At 49.2% G+C, this 17,668-nt stretch carries 19 protein-coding genes and 2 pseudogenes; 7 read left to right on the plus strand and 14 right to left on the minus strand.

The window, feature by feature from the left end; genetic code table 11:
* Nucleotides 1-167: 167 nt before the first annotated feature.
* The 3 genes and pseudogenes from M4I36_RS06605 to M4I36_RS06615 form a co-directional block, all read right to left on the minus strand.
* Nucleotides 168-548, minus strand: a complete 381-nt coding sequence (locus M4I36_RS06605; protein ID WP_258110943.1) for an aspartyl protease family protein — start codon at nucleotides 546-548, stop codon at nucleotides 168-170.
* Nucleotides 549-1,021: 473 nt separating this feature from the next.
* Nucleotides 1,022-1,798 carry an SDR family oxidoreductase gene (locus tag M4I36_RS06610; RefSeq protein ID WP_258110944.1) on the minus strand — a complete coding sequence of 259 codons (777 nt, stop codon included), beginning with the start codon at nucleotides 1,796-1,798 and terminating at the stop codon, nucleotides 1,022-1,024.
* A gap of 865 nt (nucleotides 1,799-2,663) precedes the next feature.
* Nucleotides 2,664-3,044 (minus strand): annotated as a pseudogene (locus M4I36_RS06615) (transposase); the annotation flags it as partial.
* Nucleotides 3,045-3,386: 342 nt separating this feature from the next.
* Here M4I36_RS06615 and M4I36_RS16835 point away from each other — a divergent pair.
* From M4I36_RS16835 to M4I36_RS06635, 4 genes are all read left to right on the plus strand, one after another.
* Entirely contained in the window at nucleotides 3,387-4,013 is a 627-nt protein-coding gene (locus M4I36_RS16835; protein ID WP_374985650.1) for a DUF6431 domain-containing protein, read from the plus strand.
* A gap of 91 nt (nucleotides 4,014-4,104) precedes the next feature.
* Nucleotides 4,105-5,532 (plus strand): DDE-type integrase/transposase/recombinase, encoded by a 1,428-nt coding sequence (locus tag M4I36_RS06625; RefSeq protein ID WP_258110946.1) that lies wholly within the window; start codon nucleotides 4,105-4,107, stop codon nucleotides 5,530-5,532.
* 47 nt (nucleotides 5,533-5,579) lie between these two features.
* Nucleotides 5,580-6,194 (plus strand): ExeA family protein, encoded by a 615-nt coding sequence (locus M4I36_RS06630; protein WP_258110981.1) that lies wholly within the window; start codon nucleotides 5,580-5,582, stop codon nucleotides 6,192-6,194.
* Nucleotides 6,195-6,268: 74 nt separating this feature from the next.
* Complete coding sequence (locus tag M4I36_RS06635) at nucleotides 6,269-6,496, plus strand: DUF5348 domain-containing protein (protein WP_258110947.1); 228 nt, start codon at nucleotides 6,269-6,271, stop codon at nucleotides 6,494-6,496.
* Between the two features lie 114 nt (nucleotides 6,497-6,610).
* On the opposite strand, the pseudogene M4I36_RS06640 reads toward M4I36_RS06635, so the two are convergent.
* The 6 genes and pseudogenes from M4I36_RS06640 to M4I36_RS06665 all read right to left on the minus strand — a co-directional run.
* Nucleotides 6,611-7,540, minus strand: a pseudogene (locus tag M4I36_RS06640) (IS110 family transposase); the annotation flags it as partial.
* Nucleotides 7,541-7,730: 190 nt separating this feature from the next.
* Nucleotides 7,731-8,114, minus strand: a complete 384-nt coding sequence (locus M4I36_RS06645) for a retropepsin-like aspartic protease (RefSeq protein ID WP_258110949.1) — start codon at nucleotides 8,112-8,114, stop codon at nucleotides 7,731-7,733.
* Nucleotides 8,111-8,359 (minus strand): hypothetical protein, encoded by a 249-nt coding sequence (locus M4I36_RS06650; RefSeq protein WP_258110950.1) that lies wholly within the window; start codon nucleotides 8,357-8,359, stop codon nucleotides 8,111-8,113. Before M4I36_RS06650 ends, M4I36_RS06645 begins: the two co-directional genes overlap by 4 nt.
* A 172-nt stretch (nucleotides 8,360-8,531) precedes the next feature.
* Entirely contained in the window at nucleotides 8,532-8,915 is a 384-nt protein-coding gene (locus tag M4I36_RS06655; RefSeq protein WP_258110951.1) for an aspartyl protease family protein, read from the minus strand.
* 691 nt (nucleotides 8,916-9,606) lie between these two features.
* Nucleotides 9,607-9,864, minus strand: a complete 258-nt coding sequence (locus M4I36_RS06660) for a hypothetical protein (RefSeq protein ID WP_258110952.1) — start codon at nucleotides 9,862-9,864, stop codon at nucleotides 9,607-9,609.
* Nucleotides 9,865-10,008: 144 nt separating this feature from the next.
* The gene (locus M4I36_RS06665) at nucleotides 10,009-11,151 is read right to left on the minus strand and encodes a hypothetical protein (RefSeq protein WP_258110953.1); all 1,143 of its coding nucleotides are present in this window, start codon (nucleotides 11,149-11,151) and stop codon (nucleotides 10,009-10,011) included.
* Nucleotides 11,152-11,380: 229 nt separating this feature from the next.
* Between M4I36_RS06665 and M4I36_RS06670 the strand changes: the two genes are divergently transcribed.
* Entirely contained in the window at nucleotides 11,381-11,590 is a 210-nt protein-coding gene (locus tag M4I36_RS06670; RefSeq protein WP_258110954.1) for a hypothetical protein, read from the plus strand.
* A 905-nt stretch (nucleotides 11,591-12,495) separates the two neighbouring features.
* Here M4I36_RS06670 and mazF read toward each other — a convergent pair.
* The 4 genes from mazF to M4I36_RS06690 form a co-directional block, all read right to left on the minus strand.
* Nucleotides 12,496-12,825 (minus strand): endoribonuclease MazF, encoded by a 330-nt coding sequence (mazF, locus tag M4I36_RS06675; protein WP_258110955.1) that lies wholly within the window; start codon nucleotides 12,823-12,825, stop codon nucleotides 12,496-12,498.
* Nucleotides 12,822-13,052 (minus strand): AbrB/MazE/SpoVT family DNA-binding domain-containing protein, encoded by a 231-nt coding sequence (locus tag M4I36_RS06680; RefSeq protein ID WP_258110956.1) that lies wholly within the window; start codon nucleotides 13,050-13,052, stop codon nucleotides 12,822-12,824. Before M4I36_RS06680 ends, mazF begins: the two co-directional genes overlap by 4 nt.
* Nucleotides 13,053-13,326: 274 nt before the next feature.
* Entirely contained in the window at nucleotides 13,327-13,590 is a 264-nt protein-coding gene (locus M4I36_RS06685) for an IS110 family transposase (protein WP_483860617.1), read from the minus strand.
* 199 nt (nucleotides 13,591-13,789) lie between these two features.
* On the minus strand, nucleotides 13,790-14,005 hold the full coding sequence (locus tag M4I36_RS06690) for a hypothetical protein (RefSeq protein WP_258110958.1): 216 nt from the start codon (nucleotides 14,003-14,005) through the stop codon (nucleotides 13,790-13,792).
* A 353-nt stretch (nucleotides 14,006-14,358) separates the two neighbouring features.
* Between M4I36_RS06690 and M4I36_RS06695 the strand changes: the two genes are divergently transcribed.
* Nucleotides 14,359-15,657 carry a glycosyltransferase family 87 protein gene (locus M4I36_RS06695; protein WP_258110959.1) on the plus strand — a complete coding sequence of 433 codons (1,299 nt, stop codon included), beginning with the start codon at nucleotides 14,359-14,361 and terminating at the stop codon, nucleotides 15,655-15,657.
* A 101-nt stretch (nucleotides 15,658-15,758) separates the two neighbouring features.
* Nucleotides 15,759-16,628, plus strand: coding sequence for a proline iminopeptidase-family hydrolase (locus M4I36_RS06700; RefSeq protein ID WP_258110960.1), 870 nt, complete (start codon nucleotides 15,759-15,761; stop codon nucleotides 16,626-16,628).
* A 107-nt stretch (nucleotides 16,629-16,735) separates the two neighbouring features.
* Here the strand turns inward: M4I36_RS06700 and M4I36_RS06705 are convergent, their stop codons facing one another.
* A complete protein-coding gene (locus tag M4I36_RS06705; RefSeq protein WP_258110982.1) occupies nucleotides 16,736-17,593 on the minus strand; it encodes an SMP-30/gluconolactonase/LRE family protein in 858 nt (285 codons plus the stop codon).
* Nucleotides 17,594-17,668: the final 75 nt, after the last annotated feature.

Below are 17,668 nucleotides of genomic sequence, written 5' to 3' on the forward strand. Positions count from 1 at the left end.
CTGATTCGTCAACCCGCCAAAAATGCAGAGCATGACTGTCGCCTCCGACCATTGCGCGTTCTGTCGCAATCCGGCCCTTTAGCCTAATAAGAAAGGGCTTGAGCAGTAAATATTCATGCAGCTAGCCCTTATTCCGTGTTTGTGCTTCACTTTTATGAGTGAGTTCCTTAGTCATTTTTATTTGTAATATCCATATTATCTAAATCGATGATAAATCGCCCTGTAATTAGGATATCTAGGCCGATCAAGCCGTTAATATCCCAATCAATCTGCCCAAAGTCCAATTGCTTACTTGTCATGAGGAATTCACCGAACTCCAGACTGTCAACAGTTTTCTCAAATGCGTAGTCCGTTCCACCAACACCGAAAGACCGATTTATGGGGTCTCCGATTTTAAAAGCGATTCCTATATCGTCGACCGCATCGGACACGATGATGGTGTGAGCAGCTCCTGTATCAATCGCCATACGCTCAATAATTTTGCTTTTGCCCCTATACGTGATCGTTAAAGAGGCAAGCAACAGCCCAGCGGAATATTCAATGCGCACTAAATCGACCCCTTAGACCTGGTCTTCGTCGAAGTTCAATAACAATTGAGTCACTGTTTGTATGGTAGACGAACAGTTTGTCCTTGCACTGCATTAGGGTTTTTGTAGCCTCATCATCAGGAACGCCACGTACCACCGCAACATCATCTACGTACACGCTATCGTTTTCGATATGCGACGCTAGTTCCTCGACTAATACGAACTGATTAGGAAAGCTTTGACGCACCTCGGACCACTTCACCCTAACCCCTCCCTGTCAACTCTGCTAACTTAAAGGTACCACATTTAAGCAATCAACAGTGGCATCTTTGTTGCACTAAAGGTAGACCCTTCTTCAGGATTACGGCCCGATAGCGTTGGAACCCAGAAAATTCCTTGATCGATATTTATGCACGGACGGGAGCAAATCCTGCTTCGAGTTCAGCCCCCTTTAGTTGAAGAACAAACTGCAGGGGGCGACCGAGAATGCTACATCACCAGAAGCCACCATCGGAGTGAATAATTTGCCCGGTAATCCATTCGGACTCATCACTCGCAAGAAAAACGATTAACTTTGCCACATCACGTGGTTCCCCAATTCGACCCATCGGGAATTTTGGCAATAAAAACTCTTTTAATTCGCTACTCATCCACCCAGAGTCTGTCGGTCCAGGATCTACAGCATTAACCGTGATTTTAAGTGGTGCCAATTCGAGAGCGACTGTTTCGGTAAAAGTGGAAATCGCACCTTTTGTTGAAACGTATGCCAAATTGCCCGGCTCAGGTGATTTGTCTTGCCCTGACACCATGTTAATGATTCGCCCACCATGTTTGCCCTCGATTTGGCGAGCAAAATCTACAGTTAAAAGACACGTTCCTCTTACATTCACACTGTAATGGGCATCGAGAATTTCCGCACTAATCGAACGAAAATCCACGTCAACAGAATGTGTCGCATTATTAACAAGAATTGATGGAGAACCTAATTTCTCATGAACTTCATCGAGCAGTTGTCTCGGGGCATCTGGTTGCGATAAGTCCAATTCCATCGATTCGCATCGGACTCCAAGGCTTCGGATCTCCTTCATCAAATGCTGTGACCAAGCGGAATCATCCTCAATGAAATACTTCATCTGGCGGTCATACCTTGACCAATGAGTAAAAAAAATATCTGCTCCTTCTCTGGCTAATTCTCGACATATTGCAGTACCAATTCCGTTTACTCGGCTAGCACCAGTAACAATCGCAATCTTATTCGTTAATCGTTTCATAAAAAGCATCCCCTTTTTAGAAACGCTGAACAAGCACTATTGGAGATGTAGTTAACCAAACAAAAAAGACGAATACCGACATAGGCATTCGCTTGGCGTTTGGCATTTATAGCACATGACCCCAGCGTTCCTATAATGGTATGAGTGAATATGGACACAATTAACCCCTTCAACCAAAGGAAGCAACTATATCCATGCAGTTACTCAGCCATTAAAGGATATCTCCCATTAAGGTCCATGCTCCTTCCGTACATCTCCACCACTATATGGTACCTTGTTAGGCGAATTTGGTAAAGAGTCAAAACGGATTATCTTGCACATTCCGGCCCATTACTGCAGTAAGCACGCCGAGTCCCTTAACCGATATTCATGCAGTGCCTACGCCTACAACATCACATCACTGGGGTTCCGAAATCGATCGTACATTTTCCGGACGACGTGATTGTTGCTTCAATCCAGGATTCTCCCACTAAGAATTAATGTTTTCTTCTATTTACTCTCTCATTCTCACGATTTCGCACCTTGACATTTTGAGAGGAATGCCGGAATGCTAAATGTTCCAATACTCAAACGGGTACTCGGTTGCAGGAACAGAGATTGGCGTTATGTGACCAATACGTGGAACAAAAATATGTTCGCACCTTTGGATGTCCACACGTTCTCTTGCGGTTTACCCTCCCATGTCACACTGGGTCTATGCCCTCACATTCCTTCGTACTACCTCTCAAGGGGTGGATGCCGTTTCTTGCTCCTTTACTGGGTCGTTGCCCTTATGGAATGGTTACTACGGCTTATCCGTGCTTCAGTTTGTCTTGGTAGGTCATCGTGTACAAGCGAGTCAATCGAACAAACGAGTTTAAATCGGTTAAGCTGCCATCTGTAGTTGGGACTTCCGAAGCGGTCCCAGTAAATCCTCAGCGTTGCATTGAACTTGCTTTGTCCCCAATGTGTGCAGGACACGTATCAGTTTCCCGCATAGTGCAATTAACGACTGCTTCTTCTTCAAGGGATTGCACGGTCGTGTCGTGTAATAATGGTGCAATGCCTTGAACTCTGGGTTCATAGCCACCATCGGTAGTATCGCCCGGAAGAGTAATGCCCTCAACCGGGAGCGTCCTCGTTTGGAGATGCCAGTTTTCCCTTTTCTCTTGCCGGAACTGTTCTCTTTCAGATTCAGTCCAGCAAGTCGAATGATTTGTTGTCCATGGTCGTATCCCTTTAGGTCGCCTACTTCAGCCAAGAACCCAGCTGTTTATGCTCACATTAGATGACACCGTTGACGGCATAACTGCTAGAGATCTCTGTCGGTAAAGGGATGTTTTTGTTAGAAGCGTAGCGTAGAACAAAAACATCCCTTTACCGATTGGGCAAATCGACTGAAATCTGTCTACATTTGTGTAGGATGAAGAGGAATTTGTCGTTAATTGTAGAAAACGCCACTAGGACCGGGTAGGTTCCAAGTGGCGTTTCCATTTGGCTGGACCACGGATGTACTGGTTTTCGAGGCCTCATCCGTATCCAAATCGACTGCCCTAAGGCAAGGTACATGCCCATCGTATGTCTCATTGGCCAACGTGTCAATTCAATCATGCCGGGTCATCTGAAAGATTGCTATCTATCTTTTGTGGCCTCGCTTCTCCCTGTAGACAGTCCTTGTATTCACTGCGCAAATCCGCGAACGCATGGTCATGGATTCTATCCTCGTGTCATCCATTTTGAGGACTTCAGTGAAGTCCTGTGTATTCATCGTCGCCATTGCCCTACCTGTCACAAGACTTTCGGTCTACTGCCGGAAATGGTTGCCCCGTACCAACGTGTTGCCATTTCGGTACAGGACGCCGTGGTGTCTAGGCTTGGCAGCGGACGGAGTTATGCCAAAGTGACCGAGTCCATTCCTTCTCCCTTGGGTCCACTATCTACGCAGACGTTGAAACGATGGTACGTTCGTGGTGCACAGCAGATTCAACGCATTACGGCCCGGTTCACTGCACTCGTGTTGTCTGCGGAACCAACGTGTCTCATCCCAAGTATTCCACACTCCGTTCGCGACCGCACCGTCTGCTTTTTCTATGCCATGGGCGAACAATGGCATGACGTCGGCGGGTACGGTATGAGCGCCGCATGGAACACACTCCGCACCATGGTCTACCTGTTCTCCCCATCGGTGTCGGTAAACAGGGTTTCGTATGGCCTTACACCGGGTCATTTTCCGTAGACTGCGCATTCATCCCACACAAAGTGATCTCTAGTGCGCACGCCGCGACACCTCAACAATGGGAATATCCCAAAAGCTGAGGAGAGATTTCATGAAGGACCATGAACGACGCCAAATCGCTCTGTTTCGCTATGAACTGATTGCACCACTCCTACAAAATGTACACCGTGGTGCACTGCAGGCACAGTTGGAACGAGCAGCTAGCCGAGTCTATGACATGCCAGGTGGGGACCAAAAACGTCTTTCCATTCGTTCGCTCGAGCGATACATGGCCCTTTACCGTAAAGGTGGGCTCGACGCTCTGTATCCCCAAGCACGTGATGACCGCAACCGTCCACGCGCTCTGCCACAAGCGGTGATTGACCGGGCGCTGGTATTGCGCCGTGAACAACCGGCGCGCACGGTGGAACAACTCATGACCATGCTTGAAATGGAAGGGATGGTCCCGCCGGGCTTTTTGAAGAGAAGCACGCTGTCCGCGCACTTACGAAAAGCAGGCCTTGCCCGTGCCAAAGCGATTCGCAAATCCCAAGTGTGGCAACGTTACACGGCCACGCGTGTCCACGAGGTCTGGCAAAGCGATGTCTGCGATTCGTTACGCGTTCCTGACCCGCACATGAACGGACAGATGCGCGTGGCCCGTTTGTTTGCGGTGCTTGACGACAAATCGCGGTATATCTGCGAAGCCTCTTACTTCTTTCGCGAGAATCTCCCGACACTCGAGGAGACTTTGAAGAGAGCGATTTCCAAATACGGAACGCCAGAAAAATACTACTGCGATAATGGTCCCGTTTTTCAAGCGACACACCTGACAGAGATTGCTGCTCGTTTGAAGTTCCAGGTGGTTCACTCTACCCAATACAAGCCCCAGGGACGCGGCAAGATTGAAAAATGGTTCGGGTATGTGGAACGTGCCTTTCGTCCTGAGGCAGAGTTGTGCGTGCGACAAGGAAAGATTGCGAACCTCGATGAACTGAATGCCTACTTCCAAGCGTGGCTGGAACCAATGTATCACCAACGTGTGCATAGTACGCTCAAAAAACGTCCCGCCCAAGCGGTACAGGAAGCTGGCCCACTGCGACTCGTCGACCCACTTGTCTTACAGCAGGCGTTTTTACGGACAGCAGAAGCAAAGGTAGACAAAACGGCCTGTATTTCAGTGCAAGGCAATACGTACGAAGTGGAACCCGCACTCGTCCGTAGCAAGGTGCAGATTCGCTATGACCCCTACGATTTACGCGACATCCAAGTGTGGTTTGAGGGTAAGCGATATGCCAATGCGACGCCACTGAAAATGCGTCGACACACCGATAAAAAGTTGGCTCACGACCAGGTTCCAGTCGATGTAGCCCATGACGAAACAGGCAGTTCATTTCTCGATACTTTGAAGGTACGAGACGAAGCGGCGCGCAAGGGTCGGGTGCGACCCACATCCTACAGCGGAAAGCGCGGTGACTCGAAAGGATTGCCAAGCATTTTGGGTGGACGACGGACCCATTTAACCGTGAAATCCCTGTAGATTCCCTTGTTTCCTTCCAAGCGCACAGCGAGGTCACGGCACGCTTGTTGTTTGCCGCAGAACACCGCCAACTGGCACTCGTCACGGGAGACACAGGCATGGGCAAAACGACAGCTGTGCGCGCGGCTATGCACCGTTTAGACAACGCACACTACCGCCCGATTTACGTGGCAAGCGCAGGACTGACGTCGCAGACACTCGTGCGTATCTTGCTTGAGAAATTACACATTGAACCTCGATTTCGTTACACCGAGAACCATGCGCTCGTGCAACAGGCGCTTGAAGATAACCATGCGGCTGGGCAACAAGTTGTGGTGGTGATTGACGAAGCGCATGACCTGAATCCACTGTTCCTTGGCCAATTGAGGTTCCTGCTCAATTTCCGAACCGACTCGTTCTCTCCGCTGTCGTTGTGGTTGGTGGGCCAAACAGAGTTACGCGAAACATTGCGGTTACGTGTCCTTGCTCCACTGGCCCAGCGCATTGAAATGCGCTACGCGATGACACCGATGACGCATGAAGAGCTGTCGTTTTACATGAAAGAACAACTGCTTCGAGTGGGTGAAGAACGTATGGTTTTTGCCTCTGATGCCATAGCGCAGATTGCAAAGTTAAGTAAAGGCGTGCCACGTGTCGTCAATAGTATTTGCAAAGCAGCATGACTGAACGTGGCCATGCAAGGTGAGCAGGTTGTAGGGTTGACCCATGTGGAGAGCGCTTGGTTGGAGGTGAATGGATGAAACGATTCGGAAAACTACTCTATGACGCGAATGTTTTGCAATGGCGATTTGAAGACAGTCAAGGAGCATGGTGGCTAAAAAACGGAGAGAGTGTAGCCTTTCATCTAGGCGACCGTTATTTGCAAGGGCGGATTGGACACGATGAAACCTGGCATATAACGCTGGGCGATGTCCGATTCATCCTAGATGCGAAAGAAGCCTACGCTGTCCGGATCGAAAGGTAGCTGGCGACCGGAGTCCGTCTATTTTTGGATGGGCTCCTATCCGCCATTTTCGCAAGAATGGACCATGAATTCCAGATGACAATGACAGTGGGAATTTCACCGACAAACAATGCAAGCAGCAACACCAGCCAGCGTCGTCACACCCATCCCTGGCACACTCAGCATGTCTTGAGTGCCTGGAATCCGGCCAAGCAATTGTTCCACTTGCACCATGATTTCATCACGCTGCCGGGTGAATAGCTCATACTGTTCTAGCAAAGCCGTCAGTTCCAAGCGAGCAGCCGTGAGCCCCTCTTTCAGACCAATCGACCTTTCAGCGATTCTGACAAGCCGTTGGGCTCGTTTCATGCCGACAGCACGCTTTATTCCACCACTTTTCCACTGACTCACAATCCCACTGGCACCTAGTGAGACAAGCTCCTGTGGAAAAGGACACTGACGCAGCGTAATGAGAGATGCTTTGCCTTCCCAGTCCTTGAACACCTCTGTGTATTCCGGAAAGAACCGGTCAAGCCAGTTCTGAATCCGCCGCTGTACCTGACCCAAGTTCACCATGACCTTTTCTCTCAGGTTCATGAGGATTCGTAAATCCGCATAAACACCAGTTGGAAGTTTAGGCTCGGTGTATTTGCCGTCTTTCACGAGATTCGCAATGACCTTGGCATCCTTATAGTCGTTCTTCGTCGGCGAGTTATCCTCCAACTCTTTGCTCTTGTTGACGTGGTGCGGATTCACAAGCACGAATCGAACGTTTAAGTCTTGCATGAAGGCAGCTAACGGGAACCAGTAGTGTCCGGTCGGCTCAAAGCCAAAGACGATATCCGTCTTGCCGTGGAGCGGTTGCAACTCCTTCATCCACGTTACGAGTTTCGTCAGACCCTCATCATCGTTGTTAAAAACGCATTCCTTACCGAGCTCAATCCCCCGGAAGTCAAGGGCTCTCGCGACATGCGTTTGCTTTGCAATGTCCGCTCCCACAATGATGGTAGCGTCGGTCATTTGTTGAATTCGTTGATTTTGCTTCTGCTGCATCTTATACTTCACTTGAGCGTCCTCCTCAATTAGGGAATGAATGTCTACCATTCGGAACCCAGCATACAGGAGGCGCTCTTTTTGTTTCAAACCCGAAATTAATTCATTACAGGAATGGCTTCTAGCGTTTTCGTTTGGGTTGCAATTGAACACTTCGGCCCCATAGTTCAACATGGTTATCTCAAGGAAAGTGAATAGTTATTCACGAATGTTCTTGATAAACTTCCATCTTTGCAAGGTTGATAATGAAGTTTCCTGCGGTTAAAAGATCCAATCCGATTAGACCATGGATATCAACGTCCAACCGTCCAAAATCAACTTGAAATCGCTGGGCAATAAAGTTGTCAAATTGAACCTGATCAATTCGTTTCCTGTTGGCTACATCTCGACCACCAATTCCGAATGCGGTGACAATATGATCACCTTCCTCGGGACCTACATCCAAAACATTCTCGACAACGTCCAAATTAACCCATGTATGTGCGGAGCCTGTGTCAATAATCATGGATTCAAGCGTTATGCTTTTCCGTTTGTGGGAAATCGTTAATGGAGACAACAGAATACCATTGACGACACTTAATTTCATGAGCGAATTCCCCGAACCATCGGTTTCATGACGACATCCATTACAATTTTCTCGTTGGATGTATGGTAAATAAACTTATTTGCCTTTGCTGCCTTGAGTGCTTGAAGAGCTTCGTGAGAATCAATGAGAGGGCGGATGATGGCTACCTCATCCACATAAAGCTTTCCATCCTCTATGTGAGACTGCAAATCCTCAAGATAGACAAATTGGCTCGGGTACAATTCTCGAACCTCCGACCATAACATACCTATCACCGTCCACCCGTTTTCATTTCTTGGATTATACCATTTTGCAATGATTAGCGAGTCAGTGCAATGTCGTATTACGGCCCAAATGTGCGATAACGGGCAACCAGGCAACACTGAATATTCATACAACATACCCGGCATTTGATGCGTATTTCAAGTGTTATCTATTTTATCTACCCGATACTCGGTGAACCTCTAATTCGAACAAATCTAAGGTGAATCCGCCGACGCGTAGAACATCTAACCCAATAAGCCCGTTGATACTCTCTATACGTCCAAAGTCAAGCATCATTCCGTCAACGGAAAAATCGACGAATCGAATGCGATCCATGCGCCTACGAAAACTGAAGTCATCGCCACCAACACCCTGTAATCGAGAAATCGGATCAGTAGGGCTGGGATTAATGTCAAGCACTTCGACCGCATCAACATGCAGTATCGTTCGAACAGCACCAGTATCGACTACTACATCTTCGACAGTATGCGTGATTCCCAGATATGTAATCTCTAAAGATGCTGCAAGTAATCCGTTATCCAATTCCTTAATGCGCATGATTGATCCTCAGCAACGGGTTAGGCATGATTTCAATTACAATTTCCGGATTAACAGTGTGGTAAACAAATGTATCCCCTGAGCATTGCATGAGTACCTTCTTTGCATCTCTATCATCATGAAGCGGTCGGATGACAGCTACCTCGTCCACATACTGCTTACCGTTTTCTATGCGTGATTCTACGGCAGTAACCATCACCCATCGTTCGGGGTACAATTCACGTACTTCAGACCACAACATTTAATCACCGCCCATGTCATTCCTCGAATTTATTGTACCATTTTTGCGTGAACTCGGGGCATGCCTTCTTGCGCATAGCGGCCCGTTAGCCGCGCAACAGCTATCGCCTCACCATTGGATATATATTCACAAGGGCGAGTTCCGTTACATCAAAGAAGCATAGGGTAAAGAGCTTCACTGCATGCACATGTGTTTGAGTGACTCTATATAGGCAACCGTACCAAGGGGGGTCCAAAGAGTAATATACCTTGTGGCGACCAACAAGCACATGATATGTACCGAAATACTGTTCTTCGTTGGATGGCATGCTTGTTCCGAGGAGAGTAATTTTCTTTTCGATCTCGCGCATAAGCTTGCGACGATACTCCGATGTCTCATCTTCCGTGAAATGTAAACTCTCTGTGTTTTGCAAAAAGTGGAGCGACTCCAACGACCACTGTACTCGTTCAATCATTGCTCGATTTCCCCGCGCTCCAACATTTCAATGGCTTCCTCTGTGGAATATACCCGCCCAGCCTTAATATCTTGTTTAGCCCGCTCGATCGATGCCTTCAATTCCCGGTCTGATTCAATTTCCAATCCGACCTCATTCATTAAAGGTAACCGTGCTACAAGACACGGAGTCCCATCGACAAGAACAATGGTATTCTCGTCGCCAACGAAACGCTGAAATTCCTCAGCATCGGTTCCTTCAAGTCGTTTCAACATGTGGAACCCCCCTTTTCGTTGACTGCTTAAGACTTATCATTGGCGCGTCCAAACAAAGAGAGTAAGCTGAAACCCAACACGGTCAGCCCTCCCACCAAGTAAGCATTGAGTGGAGACCTTATGATGCCAGCGAGTTAATAACATTTATTTTACTTCAAGCGGTACTGATGAGATGCCAGTTTGTCCGACGTCGTTTGGTCCCGCAAAATGCACATAGAACGATAAGTAACCATTGAACGGGTGAACTGCTTTGAACAATATCGCTTTTCGGTACGGAGACATCCTCTCTTCAAAATCCTTCCTGAGATCTTTGTTACTATATCTGTTGGATGCGGCAGTTGCACTCACATATATCGGATAAGCATCTCCTGTTTCACGGACAACGAGCGTTTGCCCCGCTTTCAGACTCAAAGGTTGTGTGGAACCGCTCAAATTTACTGTTGTTGACTTTGTATTGGACTTCACCTTGACATGTAGCGTATACAGTTTACTGTTCGGGATTTTATTAGGGTAATCAATCGAAACTTGCGTTAAATTAACCTTATTGTCAAAGAATGAATATATAGACGGTGATGCACCTAGCACATGCGATTTTTGTATGAGTAAGGAATTTCCGTCTCGATAATTAACTCCTAGTACAATGGCATTGTTTACATCCCGATTCACCACTAATTTGGTGCTCCATCCACGCCCTTCCTGTGTCAATCTCACGATCTGCATCGTTTCTCCGCTCCAGTCACCTGGACTTACATTTTCAGCGAGCACTGCGTAATTTACATTCCCGATCTGGAACCACATGGGTTCTGCAAATGTCCCTTCGCCCATTTTTGTATGGTACAACTGTTGCCACGTTCCATTTGCTTTATACAGTACATAGCCATTTCCAGAAGGTGGCATACCGCTATTCTCCGATTGATATTCAACGATTTTCAAGTCACCATTATTGCTTAGTGTTTGAGAGACCATTGACTCATTCGTCGGCATATTTGGATGCCATGACGGACTCTTATCTGCGGGGTTAGACTCCCTGTCTGCGACGCTTGAATTGCCAATCGATCCGTTGATAATTGTGGTGTTCGTCGGGATATTAGTAGGATTCATTAGCTTGAAATTTGTCACTGTCGTGTTATGGCTCGATTGAACTTGTCCCCCAAGACTGTTTGACACTGTCGCCGCATTGGTTACATTCGCTGAAAGCGACGTATCGTTGCCTGTTGAGCCGCAGCCAGCAAGACCGCCCACAACGCTCATCGCCACACCTGCTGTTAGCCATTGCTTATATCGCATTCCCGATTGCCCCCTTCCACGAATCTGACGTAACAATTCTGCACAGCGTTTCATCCAGCTTGAGGAGGAGCCGTTTAGTAAGCACCTCAAGTTTCGCACCCGATTTGAGCCGATAGACCATTGGTACAACTGGGGTTTTCGGCGTTTTTATAACGAAAAACACCCCCATTTTTCTAGTAGAATGATGTTGACAGGACAACAATCTACGGAAAAGAGGACGTTTAGCCTTATGGTACGCGAACTTCAGCACCAAGATCAACTTCAGTCTTTGATGTCTTCCTTCTCCAAGCACTACGGGATAGCACGGCTCCTGAAGCAATCGCATGCCAGCAAACAAGCGGGCGTCGCTGTCCTGGAGGTATTTCAGACCATCTTCAGTCTTGTGTTCACTCAGCGAAGCCTAAATCGTTGGCTCAAACAGGCTGGCTGTGCGGCATAGGCGGCAAACCTGATTTCCGTACCATCAGCGATTTTCGTAGGAACAACCTGGAGCTGCTACCCCAAGTTGTTTCGGGACATCGTTGGAATCGCCTGTCGCCTGGGGTATGTATCACCCGGACGCGTGAGTATCGATGGTTCGAAAGTCAAGGCAAATGCTTCTAAGCACAAAGCGATGTCGTAAAAGCACATGAAACAGGAGCTAGTCCCCCTTCAGGCAACCTTGATCTTCTTTTGCTCTCGTAGGATCCGGTCGCCCCGCTTGTGCTTATTTCGCCAACGAAGGTGTGCTTGAATGGCGCGAGCCAACTCTGTATGGTTGCTGTGCAGACCAACTCGACGTTGTTTTTCTCAACTCAGTCTGCCACCTTCCGTGTTTGTGTTGAGAGAAGTTATCCAGGACGGTGTAAAGCCGGGGTCTGTCAAGTATTTTGTGTAAACTCATTTTCACGTGTGTTCGGTTGGTTGTCTGCCAGCAGCCTCGCCATCCACACCCCCAGCACGTCTCTTTGTCCGTCGGGATCGATGCCGACGACCATGTAGGCAGCCTTGCTGTACCCGTTCCGTCAATGGCGGTGAGCAAACCACCGTCAAACACCGTGATCGGCTACACTATTGTCGCTCCTGAAATCTATTTCGAATAAATCCAAAATGGAAGTTTGTATACCGGAGTGTCTCGGCGATTGGACAGTTTGGGTAGAGTGGTGCTTCCGATCGAACTACGACGAATGATGCCATAACGAGCATAACAATAAGCATTGACGTGTGAGCCTTCTTGAACATGCGTACCCGTATACGCAAGTAGATTTGATGGTAATTTGAGCATAACGCAATCTGGTTTTAAAGATTCTCACTTATAGAACGGTTCATCGTGACAGGTCATACGGTATGATTTTTATCCCAAAATCAGATAAGCAGAATAAGCTTCTGTCTCACGCTCGACAGTACAGTTTCTGGAGCCGAACCAATATACGACGCTTCCCTCGCAAGCCAATCCACGCTTCGAGCGTGATCGGCCAATACCACACCCGAGACAAGACCTTCTTCTAGCAAATTAACTTCAAACGGATATCCCTTTACTCGACTTGTAATTGGACACACAAGTGCCAGTCCGGCCGCCTCGTTGTAAGTTTTAGGAGATAGTACGAGGGCGGGGCGACGACCGGCTTGTTCGTGTCCTGCCTGGGGATAGAACTGAAGCCAGATGAAATCCCCACGATCCGGAGTATAGGTCATAGTAATTCCCGCCCCACCGTTCCAAAATCGGTCTCATCATGCCGATTGTCTGTCGTGATCTGTGTGACCAGATCCTCCAACGTGGATTCTTTCTTTTTGATGATGATCTCCCCATCTCGAAAGATCAATTCCACAACTTCTCCATCAGAGAGGCTCATTTCTTCAGCAGCCATTACCGGAATTCTAATTCCCAAGCTGTTTCCCCATTTCGATACACGCGCCTGCATAGAAATGTCCCCTTTTCACGTTCACACAAAGATATACATAGTATATCTTTGTGTGAACTGTTTGACCACTTCGGAAGCGGTGGATCTCGCCCTAAACGTGGTTGGAGCTAAGGATTGTAGGAGTGCAGGCATAGATTGATCACCTGCAGCTTTGAACTGAGCAAACCATCGTCAAACGGCGTGAGCGGCGCCCTCCCGATGAATGAATATCTCACTGCCTTGTCAAGGCCTCTTTTGCCACTAGGCCGACGCATTTCTTGCCTGGTCCACCGATTCACAACATCCTGAGGGGACAGCCCCTTAAGGTCTCCGGGAGTCGGGCCTGCAAGAGAGGGGGCTCTCGTTGATACGGGCTATAATATCCACGTGCCACACTGTCTGTGATGACGGCCACATCCTTCGGATCACTCTTGGAGGGGAGGCTATCCCGGTTCTCCTTGCTCCGATGGGTCGTTATCGGGGTCACGAATACTACCTCGACACCCTTATCCACCCACCAGTTTGCTAAGTTGAACCCGTAGGGACCCGTCGGCTCCAAGGACCAACGTTTTCTCGGTGATTCTCTCCACGCGTTGATTCCGGGTGACCCTTAGATTATGCTTCATAAGTAGCGCCTCCTTGATGAGTTTTAAGGGCTCTCGACCCGTTGCACACTCATCATAAAGGAGGCGCGTTGATTTGGACAAACCCGAAAATTAATGCTAACAGGACTGATGACAAGATACGAAATCATGGTTTCAACCTGAAGGAGCCGTGTCTGCGAAAGGAACGGTTTTGCCTTCCGATTTTCCTTCCAAGGCGGATTGTCCTATCTCACGGTAAGCAATTAAAACCAAAGACTCGTCTAACTCACCAGACAACTCCGCTTCAAATTGTTGAATCTTCTGAACTATTGACGGGTGTAAGTCTGCGAATTGATACGGTCCGAATGATTCCCTAGCGAACGATGCCACTCTGAACACTCCCTGCACAAGTTCATCTTGGAGACGACTCCATCAGCGTGCCCGATTTTCCCGCCTTTTAAAAGGATGTTACACCAAAAAAATCCGAAAACATGGCGGTATTTAGAGATGAAACCTCATATCTTCACAAGTTCATCATGTTCTGTCCAACAAATGTTGACGGATTCTACCCGGCGGACGTTTATACTGAATCCTAAAGTGGTCTGGCTGCCCATTCCACTCGCCCATGGCTCGAAAGAAAGGGTGACCTCTGCACCGTGCAGTTTTCTCGTTCCACGAATTCCAGTTCCTCGGATTTAAAACGACGCTCATCGAAACGAATCCTTTGGGTTGGCTTCCTCCTGATGGTGGCATTGACTACGTACTCTACTGTGGCAGAGTGGTCTGGAATGGCCAGAATGCATCTGCTGCACTATGATTACGCATTCTTTTATCGCGCTTTTTTAGCGATTCTTCACCCTGCTTCCGCAGGTGGTAGCCTCTATTCACGCAGCGCAGAACAGAGCTTTATGCTGCGCCACGGATTTTTGCTTCTGCCTCACAACCAATACGTCTACCCGCCGCAGTTCGCTTTATTGTTCAGCCCACTTGGGTTGCTCTCATTTTCTCAGTCCGCTCTGGCGTGGTTGACCTTATCCGTGTTTTGTTATGTTGTTGGAGTCTTTTTATTCATCCGACTTTTATTGCCTCAACTTCGCGGCATTCGACTATTTGCATTGTGGATGGTCATTGCCATTCTCACACCTGCTCAGATCGATCTCGCTGCTGGCAATGTCAACTCCATCCTCTTTGGTCTCGTGGCGATGTCACTCTACCTTCTCTATGTGCGCAAGCGCCCTCTTTGGGCAGGGCTACCTCTGGCGGTCGCGATTGTCTTCAAAGTGACGCCAGCCGCAATCCTTGTCTATGTGCTATTGCGTCGGCAATGGAAGATGTTCTTTTCCACGTTGACCTTTACCGCCGTCCTATCTCTGCTGGACATCGCCGTTCTCGGCCCGCAGTCCCTGGTCTACTATGCACGCCATTTTGTCGCATTCGGACAGACGAGCATGAAAAATGGCCCGGCTCCTTACAACCAATCGATTCTCGGCGTGCTTGGCATGCTAACGAAACACCACGTCATGCTCTTGTCTCCCCGCACAGAGACAGCCATTTACATGGTATTTGCTGCGACATGCGGCATCCTCATTCTCTGGCTGACCCAGCGGACGCGCCAAAATCAGCGTTGGGATGTGGCACTCGCCAGCCTCACCCCACTCCTGTTTTCCCCACTCATTGAAGAGATGCACATGATGTTCGCCCTGCCGGCCATCTTGGCAACATTGGCTACTGCATTGGACACGAAGACAGAGACGACCCATCTTGCGCATCCTTCGGCGAAGAGGCGTCGTCAGTGGTCCCTCCGGACTCTTGTCACTCTTGAATTCCTACTCTTGTCGCTGCCAACCACGTTCTTGCTGAATTTTGTCACGCATCGTGTCCCCCAACTCTTTTTCCTACACACCCAGATGTTTTGGGTCCTTCTCCTAGCGACCAGCACCGTGATGACTCAAATCCGCCGACCGCTCGCGACCACTTCTCGAGAGAGTCGATGGCTCGGTAATTCTCCCCACGCAACGGAACAAGAGCGAAGGGCTCTGTGAGAGTGCGCGGAAATTCTGCATCAACGGGCACAAGCCGACAGACGAATCTCTCGCGTGAATGCTACACTGGAGAGAGTTTGATGTAGCGGGAGGATGTTTTTATGTATCAAGAAGGATTTGTGAACGTGACGGGTGGACGAGTATGGTATCGGCAGACAGGGCGTACGGGGAAGGCTCCGCTACTCGCACTGCATGGCGGTCCAGGCAGTTCCCATCTCTCGCTCTCCATTCTCGAGACGATTGGAGACGACCGTCCAGTCATTCTATATGACCAATTAGGATGCGGATTTTCGCAACGGCCAACGGATGCCTCGCTCTGGAGGATGGAACGATTTGTGGAGGAACTGGCCACTGTTCGGAGCGTACTGAATTTGGATACCGTTCATCTCTTTGGCCATTCCTTTGGGACTATGCTGTTGGCAGACTATCTCATCAAAGAACACCCTTCCGGAGTACAAAGTGCCATCTTTTCTGGCCCATGCCTCAGTGCAAAGCGATGGTTGGAAGACGCTCATCACTACCGGTCCGAATTGCCTGTTGAAATTCAGGCCACCCTTTTGCGTTGCGAAGAGAGCGGTCAGACGAATACTGAGGAATACCGCGAAGCCAGTAAAGCCTATGAACGGCTCCACGTTTGCAGATTGGAACGCACACCAGAAGAGCGGGCAGAGAGCGCTCGAATGTTCGGTGCAGACGTATACAACGCCATGTGGGGACCGTCCGAATTTTGTGCCACTGGAAACTTGCGAGACTTCGACTGTACTGCCGACCTGCACAAACTGGAAATGCCTTGCCTGTTTACCTGTGGACGATACGACGAGGCGTCTCCCGCCTCCACCGCCTATTACAAGGCGCAAGTTTCGCGTTCGGAACTCCACATCTTCGAAAACAGTGCTCACGTGCCGATGCGCGAAGAGCCGGAAGAATTTGTTCGCGTCATCCGCGAATTCCTCCGGCGTCACGACGAGTGACGACTATAGGGGCCGCCGATGGACATCCTTATTCTTTCGGGTGCCCCTTCGTTCTGCAAGACGACCCAACTGGCCCCCGACACAAGAAACGTGGGCGGCCGTTCCATTCAGCCGAGAAAACGGTGGCTTGGCAACCCAGGCACATCCGTGCGGTGGCGAAAGACACCACCCGCTCCCGGCTGATCCGCTCGTTCTGCGTCAGTGAGTCCCACTCGCGCAGTCGTGATATAGAGGTCCCGGTGCCCTGGGCCACCAAACGTGCAAGAAGTGACATGTGTAGCAGGCACCGTCGCAACGTCGAGTAGCGCGCCTGAACCAGGATGCCACTTAGAGACGCGTCCACCATCCCAATGCGCTATCCATATATTTCCTTCTGAATCTGCGGTCATCCCGTCGGGAATGCCAAACGCCGGCGGAATTTCGAACGACGATTTTAGCGGTCCCAATCGCCCTTCCTCTAGATAAAACTCAAACGTCTGAACACAGCGCCTAGGCGTATCGATGTAGTACATCTCCTGGTGGTCGGGACTCCAAGCCAAACCGTTTGAAATCGTCACGTCGCCCAAAGATAACCGTAGCGGACCAGAATTCGACAGCATATAAAGGCTCGCAATCGGTTGAGACTCCGTCATGTCCATCGTCCCAATCCACCAGCGCCCGCGCGCGTCGCACTTGCCATCATTGAAACGAATTTGCTCCAAGTCAGTCTTTAGCGAGGTCACGGGAGTACGCTCGCCAGTCTCCACGTTAAGTTGCTGAATCTCTTTGCCGAGGGCAATTAAAATATGCTGATCGTCCTTCAGCGCCAGGGCGCTGACCATCCCTCCCACATCGAGACTGGACAGTCGTCCGTCTCGGCCGTCAATCCAATGCACGGTATGACCGAGAATATCGACAAAATACAACCGCGAAAGCCGTTCGTCCCAGACCGGCCCTTCGCCTAATTCCGCGCGAACATCTGCCACTAGTTCCAAACTCAACATCCTCTCGTGTAAAACTCGCTGCCGGACATCCTCGCGCTCGGTGAAGCCCGATTGCAG

It is taken from the genome of Alicyclobacillus sp. SP_1 (assembly GCF_024706985.1).
In the GTDB taxonomy this organism is placed as follows: Bacteria; Bacillota; Bacilli; order Alicyclobacillales; family Alicyclobacillaceae; genus Alicyclobacillus_I.